Origin of the sequence: Parahaliea mediterranea (assembly GCF_017255185.1) — a bacterium.
Taxonomy (GTDB): Bacteria; Pseudomonadota; Gammaproteobacteria; order Pseudomonadales; family Halieaceae; genus JAFKCZ01.
In genome coordinates, this window is record NZ_JAFKCZ010000007.1 from 38115 (window position 1) to 52258 (window position 14144).

Annotated in this window: 11 protein-coding genes; 4 read left to right on the forward strand and 7 right to left on the reverse strand. The window is 66.7% G+C overall.

What is annotated here, in order from left to right:
- The first annotated feature begins 1 nt into the window (after nucleotide 1).
- Nucleotides 2-1255, forward strand: a complete 1254-nt coding sequence (locus tag JYP50_RS10470) for an O-antigen ligase family protein (protein ID WP_206560471.1) — start codon at nucleotides 2-4, stop codon at nucleotides 1253-1255.
- On the opposite strand, the gene JYP50_RS10475 is transcribed toward JYP50_RS10470, so the two are convergent.
- The 5 genes from JYP50_RS10475 to JYP50_RS10495 form a co-directional block, all read right to left on the reverse strand.
- Nucleotides 1231-2187 carry a glycosyltransferase family 2 protein gene (locus JYP50_RS10475; protein ID WP_206560472.1) on the reverse strand — a complete coding sequence of 319 codons (957 nt, stop codon included), beginning with the start codon at nucleotides 2185-2187 and terminating at the stop codon, nucleotides 1231-1233. The genes JYP50_RS10470 and JYP50_RS10475 overlap by 25 nt on opposite strands.
- A gap of 95 nt (nucleotides 2188-2282) precedes the next feature.
- Nucleotides 2283-3152, reverse strand: a complete 870-nt coding sequence (locus tag JYP50_RS10480; RefSeq protein ID WP_206560473.1) for an alpha/beta fold hydrolase — start codon at nucleotides 3150-3152, stop codon at nucleotides 2283-2285.
- The gene (locus JYP50_RS10485) at nucleotides 3145-4758 is read right to left on the reverse strand and encodes a class I adenylate-forming enzyme family protein (RefSeq protein ID WP_206560474.1); all 1614 of its coding nucleotides are present in this window, start codon (nucleotides 4756-4758) and stop codon (nucleotides 3145-3147) included. Before JYP50_RS10485 ends, JYP50_RS10480 begins: the two co-directional genes overlap by 8 nt.
- A 31-nt stretch (nucleotides 4759-4789) precedes the next feature.
- Nucleotides 4790-7057: a TonB-dependent receptor gene (locus tag JYP50_RS10490; protein WP_206560475.1), complete on the reverse strand. Its 2268-nt coding sequence runs from the start codon at nucleotides 7055-7057 to the stop codon at nucleotides 4790-4792.
- Between the two features lie 107 nt (nucleotides 7058-7164).
- Nucleotides 7165-8715 carry a sodium:solute symporter family transporter gene (locus JYP50_RS10495; RefSeq protein WP_206560476.1) on the reverse strand — a complete coding sequence of 517 codons (1551 nt, stop codon included), beginning with the start codon at nucleotides 8713-8715 and terminating at the stop codon, nucleotides 7165-7167.
- A gap of 90 nt (nucleotides 8716-8805) precedes the next feature.
- Between JYP50_RS10495 and JYP50_RS10500 the strand changes: the two genes are divergently transcribed.
- Nucleotides 8806-9492, forward strand: coding sequence for a TetR/AcrR family transcriptional regulator (locus JYP50_RS10500; RefSeq protein ID WP_241263040.1), 687 nt, complete (start codon nucleotides 8806-8808; stop codon nucleotides 9490-9492).
- Here the strand turns inward: JYP50_RS10500 and JYP50_RS10505 are convergent, their stop codons facing one another.
- Entirely contained in the window at nucleotides 9493-11034 is a 1542-nt protein-coding gene (locus tag JYP50_RS10505) for a S10 family peptidase (protein WP_206560477.1), read from the reverse strand.
- 80 nt (nucleotides 11035-11114) lie between these two features.
- Between JYP50_RS10505 and JYP50_RS10510 the strand changes: the two genes are divergently transcribed.
- Entirely contained in the window at nucleotides 11115-12167 is a 1053-nt protein-coding gene (locus tag JYP50_RS10510; RefSeq protein ID WP_206560478.1) for a mechanosensitive ion channel domain-containing protein, read from the forward strand.
- 3 nt (nucleotides 12168-12170) lie between these two features.
- Here JYP50_RS10510 and JYP50_RS10515 read toward each other — a convergent pair whose 3' ends face one another.
- Nucleotides 12171-12518: a hypothetical protein gene (locus JYP50_RS10515; protein WP_206560479.1), complete on the reverse strand. Its 348-nt coding sequence runs from the start codon at nucleotides 12516-12518 to the stop codon at nucleotides 12171-12173.
- 150 nt (nucleotides 12519-12668) lie between these two features.
- Here JYP50_RS10515 and JYP50_RS10520 point away from each other — a divergent pair, with 150 nt between their 5' ends.
- Nucleotides 12669-14129, forward strand: a complete 1461-nt coding sequence (locus JYP50_RS10520; RefSeq protein WP_206560480.1) for a coniferyl aldehyde dehydrogenase — start codon at nucleotides 12669-12671, stop codon at nucleotides 14127-14129.
- Nucleotides 14130-14144 lie beyond the last annotated feature (15 nt).

Below are 14144 nucleotides of genomic sequence, written 5' to 3' on the forward strand. Positions count from 1 at the left end.
CTTGCCCGGCCGGGCCGTATCCGGCAAAACAGGAGTCCAGCAACTGATTCATCACTCCCCCCTGCCGCGCGCCCTGGCCCCGGTCGTCGCCCTCGGCCTGCTGCTGATGAGCGCCGGGTTCTACCTGTTTCCGGACTACGGCGCCGTGGCCCGCTGCTTCTACCTGCTGGTGTTGCTGCCGGTGGTGGTGCTGGCCCTGCTGCGGCCGGGCGCGCTGGCCATGCCCCCGCTCCAGGCCCTGGTATTCCTGCCCCTGCCGCTGTACCTCGCCCTGAGCACCACCTGGGGGCTGGCGGGAACCGGCGCGGCGGGCCCGCAGTACTGGGACCTGGTCAAGCCCGCCCTGTTTCTGGCCGCCCTGCTGGGTGGCAGCCACCTCGCACGGGCGCGTTACCCGAACCTCCCCGCGCTGCTGCCGCGGGCCATCGTCCTGGCCGCCCTGCCCTCGGCCCTGACCGGCCTGGCGCAGTACCTGCCACAGGCCCTGGAGAGTGGCGACTGGCCGCGCATGGCGGGGATATCGCTGCGCGGCGACATCAACGTCAACGCCGCCCTGCACGGCCTCAGTTGCCTGTTTTGCGCCTGGGGCCTGCGACACTGGTCACCGCGCTGGCGCCCCTGGCTGTGGTGCACGCTGCCGCTGAGCCTGCTGTCGGCCCTGCTGTCACAGAGCAAGGTCGGCCTGCTGCTGGGCCTGCTGGCGCTGGCCGCCCTGGCCTGGAGCGCCCTGCGTCACAGCGGCCGCCAGTGGCTCGCGACCGGCCTGGCACTGGCCGGCCTGGCCCTGCTGCTGGCCTTTTTCGCCGGCTTCGAGCGGATTCCCTTCCTCTACCGCCTGGAGGGTTACAGCGTGCGCCTGGACCTGTGGTCCCAGGGCGTTGAACAGGCCGCCAGGCACCCCTGGCTGGGCCACGGGCTGGGCGCGGACCTGCCCCTGACCCGCTTCGGCGAGCCCTACCACTCCCACGTGCACAACCTGCTGTTGGGCACGCTGCGCTACGGCGGCGTGATCGGCCTCGGCCTGATACTGTGGCAACTGGGGGGGACGCTGTGGCTGGCGTGGCGGGAGCGACTGTGGCGGGGCGATGACGGAGCGCTGCTCATGTGGTGGCTGGCGGGCCTGGCTTTCCTGCTGACCAACGGCAGCCAGCCGCTGCTCAAGCCGCACCACACCTGGTTCTTCTACTGGATACCGCTGGCGCTGCTGTTGGCGAGCGCCGCCGGCAGGTCTCAGAAGCCCTCGACCTCGAGGTAGGGCTGGTGGCGCATGCGGAAGTAGCCGAGGGCGCAACCGAGGCTGCGGCAGCCGCGCAACCAGGCGCGGATCATGGCGTCGCGCTGCAGGACCAGCACGCAGGCCGCGGCCTGGAGCAGGCTGGCCACGCCCTTGAGACCATAAAACAGCGCGCGACCGGCGGTGCGGGGCTTGTCCTGCACGCTGCCGCTGCCCAGCAGCAGGCCCACGCGGAATTTGCGCCGCGACAGGTAGCGCAGGTTGGCCCGCTCCGGCGGTATGGTTTCCACCACCGCCGCCTCGTGGCAGTAGAGAATCGGCACGCCCCGACTGGCCAGCCGGGAGAAGAAGATGGTGTCGGTGCCGCCGTCGCGGGGGCGACTCTCGTCGAAACCGGGAGCGTCCTCTTCCAACAGCGCCAATGGCAGTAGCGTATTATTGCTGGCGCAGGTGTTGAGCTGCTCGCCGGTGTGGCGAATCTTGCGCTGGAAGTAGGGCCGCAGGTAATCCTGGCAGGCGGGGCTGACCTGGGCCACCACCCGGCCCTGCAGGACCGCCGACCAATTCGTTTCAGCGGCATAGGCGCAGAGCGCCAGCAGCCAGTCGGGCTCGACTTCCTCGTCATCGTCGACGAACACCAGCCCCTTGGCGCCGATGGTCCTGGCGTGCTCAAGCAGGCAGTTGCGGGCCTGGGGAATACCGACCCGCGTCTCCAGCTGGTAGCTGATGGGGAAGGGTGAACTGGCGTCGAAACCGGCCACCAGGGCGCGGTTGGCGGGCCTGTCGTCGTTTTCCACCACGTGCACGGACACCTGGCAGCACGCCGGCAGCCGCATACGCAACAGGCTGGAGAGCAGCCGCCCCAACATCCCCGGCCGACGCCGCGTGCACACGCCCACCACCAGCCTGTCGGCCGGGTGCGGGGGCGCGGGATTGTGGCGGTCTACGGTCAAACGGCAATCCAGGTACTGAATCCAGCGACATATGGTATCACAGCCAATGACGGGCGAAGGATGGCAATTATTCCCCCGGACAGGGGGAATGCCGACTACAGCGCGTCCAGCAGGGCCCGGATGGCGCCCAGGGCCGCGGCCTCCTCCAGGGTCGGCGCATGGCCGCGACCGCTCACCTCCACCACCTGGCAGTTGCGACCGCGTTCGCCCATGCGCGTGGCGCAATCACCCAGGAGAATGTCCGAGTGCCCGCCCCGCAACACCAGCACCGGCACCGGCAGGGCCTCGAACAGGGGCCACAGGTCCGGCGGCACCGCGGCGGCATCCGCCGCGTCGATCGGCGCGGCGATGGCGGGATCGTAGGCCAGCACCGGCACCCCGTTTTGCTCGCGGTAGATGGCGCGGGCGAAGGCCAGCCAGCGGGTGTGGTCGAAGTCGGGGAATTCGCGGCCGTTGATCGCCCGGGCCTGGGCCACGGCCTCCTCCCAGGTGGCCACCGGCGCCGATTTGCCGACATAGTCCTTGATCCGCGCCAGCCCCGCCGGGTTCACCTCCGGGCCGATGTCGTTGAGCACCAGGGCGCGCAGCCGCGCCGGCTGCATCGCGCCCATCATCATGCCCATCAGCCCGCCCATCGAGGTACCGATCACCACCACCTGTTCCAGGCCCAGGTGATCGAGCAGCGCGAACATGTCGGCCACGTAGGTGGCCGGCTGGTAGTTGGCCGGGTTCGGGTCGTAGTCCGAGCGGCCGCGGCCGCGCTGGTCGGCACAGACCAGGCGGCAGTCGCCCGCCAGTTCGCTTGCGAGCCCCTCGAAATCGGCGCTGTTGCGGGTCAGTCCGTGGAGGCACAGCAGCACCGGAGCCGAGGAGCCGGCGCGATTGTAGTCGCGGGCGTAGAGCCCCAGGCCGTCGGCGCCGCGATAGTGGATGTCGTCGTAGTGTTGCATGCCGTTGTCAGTCATAGCGCAGTTCGCTGAATTGGCGGCGCAGGTCCCGCTTGAGGATCTTGCCGTTGGGGTTGCGCGGCAGCTCGTCGACCAGCAGCACATCCGCCAGCCGCTGTTGCTTGCCCAGGCGCCCGTTGGCCCAGCCCAGAATAGCCTCTGCCCGCGCGCCGTTGGCGGCACTGGCCACCACCAGGGCCACGGGTGTCTCCCCCCAGCGCTCGCTGGCGGCGCCGATCACCGCGACGTCGTCCACCCCCGGGTGCCGCGCCACCACCGCCTCGATATCCTGGGGGTACACGTTCTGCCCACCGCTGAGGATCATGTCCTTCTTGCGATCCACAATGTACAGGAAGCCGGCCTCGTCGACATAGCCGATATCACCGGAACGCAGCCACTGGCGGCCGCTGTCGTCAACGAATCGGGCCTCGCGGTTGGCGTCCTCGCGGCGCCAGTACCCGGGCATGGTAATGCGGCCCCGGGACACGATCTCGCCGCTGCGGTTGGCCGGCAGCGGGCGGTCGTCGTCGTCGATAATGCACAGGTCGGTGCCCAGCAGGGGCCGGCCTACCGAGGCCCAGCGCCCCTCGGCATCCTCCGGGTCCAGGGTGGTGATAATGCCCTCGGTCAGGCCGTAGAGTTCGACGATACCGCAGGCGAAATGGCGGAAGATGTCCCGCTTGAGATCCTCGCGCAGGGGCGAGCCGCAACTCATCATGGCCTGCATGGTGGCCACGCTGTGCGCGCCGCTTGGCGGCGCGCTTCGCGGTGCGCCTTCCAGGCACTGCACGACGCGCTGGAACTGGATCGGCACCATCGCGGTGTGGGTAATGCCCTCGGCCGCCACCGTGCGCAGAAAGTCCGCGGCGTCAAAGCGGGTGTGCACCACCACCGTGCCACCGGCCAGCAGGGTACACAACATCGCCACCCAGGAGATGTTGGAGTACAGGCCGATGGTGAGCAGGGTGCGCGCGGCGCCGTGGTAGCGCAGGGCGATCGCCAGGTCGTAGGCCCAGTCCCGGCGGCTGCGAAAGCTGTGCAGGATGCCCTTGGGCAGGCCGGTGGTGCCCGAGCTGTAGATGATATTCAGCGGCGCGTCGTCGCCCAGGTCAATGTCCGGCAGGGTGTCCGGCCGCCCGTCGCAGAATTCGCCCAGCTCCCGCCACCCCGCGGCGACCTCCCCCGCGCAGATGCGCAGCCCCAGGGAGGGCGGCAGGCCGGCCTCGAGGGCGGCCAGGCGCGGCAGCTGGTCGGCGCTGACCACCAGCGCGGAGACCTCCGCGTCGGCGAGCATCGACAACAGGGCCTCGTCGCTGACCGAGAGATTGATCGGCACCGACACCGCTCCCGCGGCCATGGTGCCGAACAGGGCCTGCAGCATCGGCAGGCCGTTGGACATCACAATGCCCACCCGTTCCCCCGGCGCCACCCCGGCCGCCAGCAGGCCGTGGGCGAAACGGTGGTTGGCGGCGCAAAATTGCGCCCAGTTCCAGCGCGCCTCGCCGCACACCGCGGCCTCCTTCTCCCCGCGCCACTTGCCGTGCAGGGCCAGGATCTCCGGCAGCTGGGGTACGGGCGCCTCGAAGCCGGGCGCCTCGAAGCCGGACGCCTCGAAGCCAGTCATGTTATCCACCCTATTCACCCCGCGGCGCCGCTCAGAACCGGTATTCCACGGTCGCCGTCACGGTGCGCGGCGGCGCGTAGAACACGGTGGTGTTGTCCTCCAGACCCAGGGACGAGGGGCAATCCTGGAAACCGAAACAGTAGCCCGCGGTCTTGATCTCCTCGTCGGCGAGGTTCTTGCCGTAGAGACCCAGCAGCCAGTGCTGGTCGCCGCTGATCCACACCAGGCTGGCGTTGATCACGTCGTAGGCCTCCTGGTCGAGCACCGGCGAGGGAACCTCGAACTGGGTGATGTCGCCCTTGTAGGACCAGTTGGCGTTGACCGTGACATCCCCGCCCAGCAGGCCATTGGTGTAGGTGAGGCCGAGGTAGGCCATTTCCTCCGGCGTATTTTGCACCTCGCGCTGATCGGACACGTCGACGCCGTTGAAGATCCACTCCTCGATGCTGGCGTCGAGGAAGCTCAACGCCACCTGGGCGCTGAAGTGCTCGCTGAACAGCACGCTGCCCTCCAGCTCGATGCCCGAGATCTCCGCCTGACCGGCGTTGGTCACGGTGCCCACGAAGTCGTCGTTGACACCGTCGCCGTCAGTGTCGAAACCAATGGAGCCCGGTATCTGCATGTCCTGGTAATCGCTGTAGAACACCGCGACGTTGGTCACCGCGCGCCCGCCCAGCCAGCTGGACTTGACCCCTATCTCGTAGGAATCCAGGGTCTCCGGATCAAAGCCCTTCTCCACTTCGGGGGTGACGAAGTTGGCGCCGCGAGGGTCGAAGCTACCGGCCTTCCAGCCCTGGGAGTAACCGCCGTAGAGGGTGACATCGTCACTCACGGCGTAGCTCAGATTCACCCGCGGCGAGAAGTCGGTGTAGGTCTTGTCCGCCTCGTAGTCGCTGGTGGCGGCCAGGAACAGGGCGCCGTCGTTGCCGAAAAAGGGCGATCCGAATCCGGCGTACTGGCCGCGGAACACGTCCGCGGTGCGCTCGTCCTCGGTGTAGCGCCCGCCTACCGACAGGGCCAGCCGGTCGGTGAGGTTGTAGGTGACGTCGGCGAATACCGACCAGGCCTCGGTGTCCACTTCGCCCCCGGTATAGGCCGTTATTCCCGGGAAGCCGGGTATGACATTGAGCTGCCCCAGCACCACGTCGAAATCGTTGGACGCGGTCGCGTCCAGGTAGTAGAAACCCGCCACCGCGTTCCAGCGTTCACTGCTGTAGAGCAACTGGAATTCCTGGCTGAACTGCTCGTTGTCGTAGATCACCGGCGCGTCCATGTCCATCTCCGCCAGGCTGTCGAAGTCGATCACCGACTCGGTATAGTCCTCCCGCCAGGCGGTGATCGAACGCAGCGTCGCGGCGGGGCTCAGGTCCCAATCCACCGAGACCATGAAGCCCTCAGCCTCGATTTCGTTGTTGCCGTCGATACCCGCGGTGGAGGGCAGCTCCGAGGCCCCCGAGCGCGTATCGTAGATATCGTCCAGCACCGGGGCGCCACTGGCCGCCCCGGGATAGGGCCGGTGGCCGGCCACCGGGTTGGTCTTGTCCTCGCTCTTGTCGTAGGCCAGGCGCACCAGCAGGCTGTCGGCGGGCGCCCACTCGGCGCTCAGGCGGTAGGCGAACAGGTCCTTGTCGTAGTGCTCGTCGCCGGTGGTGCGGTTCTCGCCGAAACCGTCGCGGGTCAGGGAGGCTACCGTGGCCCCCACCTTGACGGTATCGCCCAGCGGCATGCTGCCAGTGCCCACCAGATCCACCTGGTTGTAGCTGCCGTAGGAGGCCTTGAGGCGCAGTTCCGGCTCATCGCCCAGGCGCCGGGTGACGTACTTGATGGCGCCGCCCACCGCGTTGCGGCCGTAGAGCGTGCCCTGGGGGCCGCGCAGCACTTCGATGCGCTCCACATCGTAGACATCGAGCAGCGCCGCCTGGGGACGGGCGATATAGACATCGTCGAGATACAGGGCCACGCCCTGCTCGAAGCCCGCCAGCGGGTCCTGCTGCCCCACCCCGCGGATGAAAGCGGTCAGCGTGGTGCTGGTGGCGCGGGAGGGTTCCAGGGTCACGCTGGGCACCGCCTGGGCCAGCTCACTGATGTCGGAGATGCCCCGCATGTCGAGGGCGTCACCGGAAAACGCGGTCACCGCCAGGGGGACGTCCTGCAGGTTTTCCGAGCGGCGGCGCGCGGTGACCACCACCTCCTCGAGCATGAGGGCGTCGCTGTCCTGGGCGTGAACGGCGGGAATTTCGGTTGCCGAGGCGAGAACGACAGCCATGGCGAGCGCGGAGCGCTGGGCACGTACTTTCATGATGACCACCTGTAATTAACGTTATGCGATTGGGTCCTGTCGGTTTGGCCGAAGCCAAATTCAACGTCCGTTGAATTTCTGCAAGATATTCAACAGATGTTGAATTGTCAAGCCCGCGATTCTCCCGGCGTGGAACGTCCCCGCGTGGAACGTCCCCGCGTGGAACGTCCCCGCGTGGAACGTCCCCGCGTGGAACGTCCCGCCCCGGCCACCACACCGTCGCGGGTCAGCCACAGGCCCGCCAGGCCGAACGCCAGGGACACCAGGATGGCGTAGCTGGAGGAGACCGCGGGATTGGGCACGATCCCCGGAAGGTTCAAACCCAGGTGGACGCCCAGACCCAGGGCGGCGGCGACGGCGACCACCGGCAGGGGGATATGGCGCCGCACCAGCACCCCGAACAGCACCGGCACCGCCGAGGCCGCCGCCAGTCCGTACACGCCCTTTTGCGCGAAGAGGCCGATCAGGGGCGGCGGGTCCCAGGCCAGCAGCAGGCCGATCACCCCGACGGCGACCAGCACCCAGCGGGACAGAGCAAGTCCGGGGCGCGCGCCGCCCTCGCCACTCTCACCGCGCCCGCCGCGCAGGGGGCCGACGATGTCGGTAACCACCATCGCCGACAGCGACACCAGGATGCCGTCCAGGGTACTCATCCCCGCGGCCAGCAGGGTGATAAAGATAAACACCAGCAGGTACTGCCCCGCGGGCGAGCCCCCGAACTCGTGCAGCAGGTACTCGCGCACCACGGTGTCCTGCGCCGGCACCTCGAGGCCGGCCAGGCGGGCGTAGAAACCGATCATCAGCATCAGGGTGAAGATCGAGCCGACCACTACTGTAGTGCCGATGAACTTGCCAATATCCCGCTCGCTGCGCAGGTACAGCACCTTGGTCAGGATGTGCGGCTGCAGCATCAGCGCGAAAGTGATGATGAAACCGCTGACAAATACCGAGAACACATCGGAATAGAGGTCGCTGCCGCGGTTGAAGGCCGCGGCGTAGTCGGTCCCCACCCGCCGCAGCGCACCGGCGAAGTCGCCCTGGAAGTACTTCCAGCCCTGGACAAACAGCAGCAGGGTGATGCCCAGCATCATCACGCCCTGCAAGGTGTTGGTGTAGGCGTGGGCGTAGGTGCCGCCCATCAGCACGTAGGCGAACACAAACAGCAGCACCAGCACCAGGGCGGTCTTTTGCTCCACCGGAAACAGGCCGGTGACCAGCAGGCTGCAGCCCACCAGGATCAGCACCACGAAGGTGATCGACAACAGGTTGATGAAGGCGAAGAACAGGCTGAAGCCGCGGTGGTTGTAGCGGTAGTAGATCCACTGCGGGATAGTAAGGGCGCTGTGTTCCTCCCCCAGGCGCAAAAAGCCCCGGGTCAGCACCAGGAAGGCCGTCAGGATACCCAGCGAGCCGGCCACACCGTAGTGCAGGTAGGCCGACAGGCCGTGGACGTAGACGAAGCCCGGGTTGATCACGAAGGTGGCGGTGGAAGCGATCGACGCCGCCAGGGTGATGCCGATCAGGTAGGGGTTCATGTCCTTGTTGCCGATGGAAAACCCGCGGATGTCCCGGGTGCGGCGCATGCCCACCCAGGAGAGATAAAACACCAGCGCCACATAGGCGCCGCTGAGCAGGTATTTGAACAGTTCGGGGGTCATCGCGGTCGCTCCGGGCTTTATCGTTATCGCAGACTGGGGAGCATTCTGGACCAGCCGGCGCGGCGATTCAACAAACGTTGAATTTCTTCTATGCTATCGTCCGCCCTCCAGTCACAAAAGCAGAACGCCATGGCCACCCACCGCAGCCAGACCAAACGCGAGAAAATCCTGGATGTCGCCGAGGAGCTTTTTGCCCTCCACGGCTACGACGGGGTGACGCTGCGCCAGATCGCCGCCGGCGCCAAGGTCGACGTGGCCCTGGCCAACTACCACTACGGCAAGAAGCTGGACCTGTTCAACGCGGTGTTCGAGCGCCGCGCCGCCCTGCTCAACGAGGCGCGGCTGGAGGCCCTGCACCAGTGCCAGCGGGAGTCAGGCAGCGGGGGCCCCACGGTGGAACAGATCATCGAGGCCTTCCTGCGCCCGCTGGAATTGGCCCAGGAAACCGGCGATCCGGGCTGGCGCCACTACCTGGCGCTGATCGCGTATATCAACAACTCCCCCTACTGGGGGCCGCGGATGATGTCGAAACTGTTCGACGAGCTGGTGCTGGAGTTCATCGACGCCCTGCGCACGGCCCTGCCGGGGGCCCGGGAGGAGGATATCTTCTGGTGCTACCACAACCTCTCCGGGGCGCTGACCCTCACCCTGGCGCAGACCGGGCGCATCGACAAGCTGTCCGGCGGCAGCTGCCAATCGGCGGACTTCCAGGCCGCCTACGACCACATGATTCCCTTTGTGGCCGCGGGCTTTCGCCAGGTGTGCCGGGAACAGTAACTACTGCGCGCCGGCGTCGATAAAGGCCGCCAGGTCCGCCTTGAAGCGCTCCATGGACGCCGGGTGGATATACATCATGTGCCCCGCCTCGTAGTGCTCCACCGAGATGTTGTCCCGCAGGCGCTCGGGAATCAGCAGGTGATTGAGGAAGTGCTCGGTGGCGCCGTAGGGCGTGGCCAGGTCGTAGTAGCCCTGCTGCACCAGCAGGCGCATGTTGGGGTTTTGCACCATGGCGTAGGCCAGGTCCACGGCGGTGTTGGCGTAGGGCACCTTGGCGTACTGGGTCTGGCCGGGCTGCTCGTGGGTGTTGTCCCAGTGCTTCCACAGGCCGCCGGAGGTGATGTACTTGCGGTCGCTGTCCACACCCAGTTCTTCGCGGTAATAGTCGTTGAAAGTGGCCACGAAGGCGGGGCCGACCGCGGGGAAGAAGGGGTCGTAGGTGAACTGCTCGCCGATGTGATTCAGGCCGTCGTTGACGAAGCGCGAATCGATGCGGCCCGTGGTCTGGCGGCGCTCACGCAGCAGCTCCTTGGCGAAGCGGCTCTCGTCCACCCGCAGGTTGGCGCGGTCCCAATACTCGGCGCTGATGCCGGTGAAGCGCTCCATGCCCGCGAGCACCCGCTGGCGCTCGGCGGCGCTGGCGCTGGCGCCCTTGAACAGCAGCGGCGCGTACTCCTCCGCGGCGAAGCGCTCCGCCTCGCGCAGGAAGGCCTGCAGGTCCCCGGGCCGGTCGTCGATCGCCTTGTGGTACCAGGCGGTGGCGGCGTAGGTGCTGAAGTAATTGACGTAGGGCAAATCCATGGCCAGGCCGGCGTTACCGGCGGCGAAATCCATGTAGGGCGACACCAGGATCACCCCGTTCAGGGTCAGTGAGTGGGCCTGCAGCAGTTCGTAGGCCACGCCACCGCTGCGGATGCCGCCGTAACTTTCGCCCAGCAGGTACTTGGGCGACTGCCAGCGGCCGTTGTCGGTAACCCAGCGGGCAATGAAGTTGGACACCGACTCGATGTCCTGGTCGACACCCCAGAAGTCCTCGCCCTTGGCCTCGCCCACGGCCTCGGAGAAACCGGTGCCCACCGGGTCGATCATCACCAGGTCGGCCCGATCGAGAATGCTGTATTCGTTGTTTACGCGCTGGAACGGACCCACCGAGGCGAAACCGCCATCCTCGATCACCGTGCGCTGGGGTCCCAGGATACCCATGTGCAGCCACATGGACGCGGAACCGGGGCCGCCGTTGTAGGCGAACATCACCGGGCGCTGCCGCGGATCGGCGTCGTCCTTGGTATAAGCGGTGTAGCCAAACAGGGCGATGGGCTCACCCGCCTCGTCCTTCATCAGCAGCTGGCCGGCGACGGCGGTGTAGGCAACCGTGGAACCGCCGATCTTCGCGCGGTGCTGCGATACGGCGTGAAGGGGCTCGGGGATGGTTTTTTTCGCTTCGACCTGCGCGGCCGGTTCACTGTTGTCTTCCCCGGCCAGCGCTGCATTGCAATATAGCAATACAAGCGGCAGGAGCAGGATGCGGGTGATTGCGGTCATAATGGCTTCCGGTTTATTTCAGAATGTGGACTGGTTAAGCTGAGACGAATTTAAACACGAATCCCGGAAACCTTCCCGCTATGACCCCATTCCTGGAGCTGTTCCACGGCCTGTGGCCGACGCTGACCGTGGCGGCGATCACCGCGCTGATCGTGGCCGCCGCCACCTGGGTGGCGCGGCGCAGCCAACAGGGCACCGCGGGACTGCTGTACCAGCTGATGAACTGGATCATCATCTCCCTGGCCATTATCGTCATCGTCATCCTGCTGCCGGTGTCCGACGAGACCCAGGGCCAGATCCTCAGCCTGCTGGGGGTGGTGCTCACCGCGGTGATCGCATTGTCCTCCACCACCTTCGTGTCCAACGCCATGGCCGGTGTCATGCTGCACCTCACCCAGCCCTTTCGCCCTGGCGACTACGTGCGCGTGAACCAGGAGTTCGGCCGCGTCACCAAGCGCTCCCTGGTGCACACCCAGATCCAGACCGAGTGGCGGGACATTACCACCCTGCCCAACCTGCTGCTGGTCAATAACCCGGTCACCGTCATGCACCGGGACGGCACCATCATTTCCGCCGAGGTCTCGATCGGCTACGACGTGGCCTACACCCGGGTGGAGGAACTGCTGCTACAGGCGGCGGAGGGCGCGGACCTGCTGGAACCCTTCGTACTGGTGCAGGAGCTGCTCGACCACGCCGTACTCTACCGCGTCTGCGGTTTCCTCCCGGAGATGAAGCACCCCCTGAGCTCGCGCTCCAACCTGCGCAAGAAAGTCCTGGAGCACCTCCACGGCAACGGCGTGGAGATCGTCTCCCCCGCGTTCATGAACCAGCGCCAGCTGGACCCGACGGCGGCGGTGATACCCGAGCAGCCGGTGATGCACCGCGCGCAAACCGCCGCGGCCGAAACCCCGGCCCCGGAGGAGAAAATTTTCGACAAGGCGGAAGAGGCCGCCAGCCTGGAGGAACTCAAGCAGCGACAGGAAGCGGCGCGCCAGGCGGTAAAACGCGAAAAGGCCCACCTCAAGACCGTGCCCCAGGAACAACGCGAGGCGGTGGAGCGCAGGATTACACAACTGGAGCAGCAGGAAATGCGGCTGGCCGAAAGGGCGGCGGCGCAGAGCCAAAAAGAATAGCGCCTACAAATCCACTTCCTGCTGGAACTCCCGCTCGATCACCTGCTGCATTTCATAGCGCGCATTGCCCGACTGACGCGTGGTATCTCGCATGCGGCTCTGGTAGCGCTGGCGGCGGTAGCCGGCCACCAGTTGCGGGAACCGCCTGGGCTCGACCTCCCCCGCGATCAGCGCCTCGATAAAGGCGATATCGATACCCACCCGGTAGGCGATGCGGCTGGGGCGGATCTTGTGGGCGTGGAACTTGGCGACAATATGAATCTGCTCCTCCCGGCCGTAGTGGCACTCGCGGGAGTAGCCGTAGGGCGGTGAGGGTGTGCGCGGGTCGGGTTTGTCGGGCTGTTCTGGCATGCGGGATTTGTAGCAGCTGGACGGAAGATTGCCAAGTGACCGGATCGCCAGAGGCGATTTTGGCCACAATAGACCGGTGGGCGGGCTTAAGGGGGCTCGCGACCGTGACTATACTGGGTTGCCAATAAGGACAGCAACCGAGGAAGCGCCATGAACGCACCGGAATCCCCCGCCCCGCACAGCGATATCGAGTCCAACATGAACGCGGTTCTCGAGGCCCAGCGGGCGGACTACCTGGCGGAGGGCGCGGTCACCGCCGCGGCCCGCATCGACCGGCTCGAGCGGGGCATCGACGTGCTGTTCCGCAACCAGGACCGGATCGCCGAGGCCCTGAACAGCGACTTCAGCTGCCGTCCCCGGGAGGTCAGCCTGCTGACCGACGTGGCGGCCTCGATCACGCCGCTGAAACACGCCAAAAAACACCTGCGCCGGTGGATGAAGGGCGAGCGCCGACCCACCATGTTCCCGCTCAACCTGTTGGGTGCGCGCTCGCGCATCGAGTACCAGCCCCTGGGCGTGGTGGGCGTGATTTCGCCCTGGAACTTCCCGGTCAACCTCACCTTCGGCCCGCTGGCGGGCATCCTGGCGGCGGGCAACCGCGCCATGATCAAACCCTCGGAGTTTACACCCGCCACCTCGGAACTGATGGCCGAAATGGTCGCCGAGGCCTGGGACGAGAAGGAAGTGGCGGTGTTCACCGGCGGCCCCGAGGTCGGCGTGGCCTTTTCCGGGCTGGCCTTCGACCACCTGCTGTTCACCGGCGCCACCTCCGTGGCCCGCCATATCATGACCGCCGCCGCCCGCAACCTGGTCCCGGTCACCCTGGAGCTCGGGGGCAAGTCGCCGGTGATCATCTCCCGCAGCGCCGACCTGGATAAGAGCCTCACCCGCATCATGCTGGGCAAGACCCTGAACGCCGGCCAGATCTGCCTGGCGCCGGACTACCTGATGGTGCCGGAAGAAAAACTGCACGAGGTCATCGAGGCCGCCCAGAAAGCGGTGCGCGCGATGTACCCGACCCTGCTGGACAATCCGCAGTACACCTCGGTGGTGAACGAGCGCCACTATGAGCGTCTCAGCGGCTACCTGGCGGAAGCCCGCGAGCGGGGCACCCAGGTCATTGCCATCAATCCCGCCGACGAGGATTTCAGCCAGCAGAGCGCCACCCGCAAAATCGCCCCGACCCTGGTGCCGGAACCGGCCGAGGACCTGAAGGTGATGCAGGAGGAGATTTTCGGGCCGCTGTTGCCGATCCGCACCTACCGCGACTTCGAGGAAACCATCGCCTACGTGAACGCCAACCCGCGCCCGCTGGCCGCCTACTATTTCGGCGAGGACAAGGCGGAGGAAGAGGCGGTGCTGACCCGCACCACCTCCGGCGGCGCCTGCATCAACGATGTACTGATGCATGTGATGCAGGAGGAACTGCCCTTCGGCGGCGTGGGCCCCAGCGGCATGGGCGCCTACCACGGCCACCAGGGTTTCAAGACCTTCAGCCACGCCAAGTCGATCTTCCGCCAGGCCAACGCCAATATCGCCAAACTGGGTGGCATGCTGCCACCCTACGGGCCGGCGACCGAGAAGACCATCAAGATGCAGGTCAAGAAATAGTCACCAAGCCGCCCG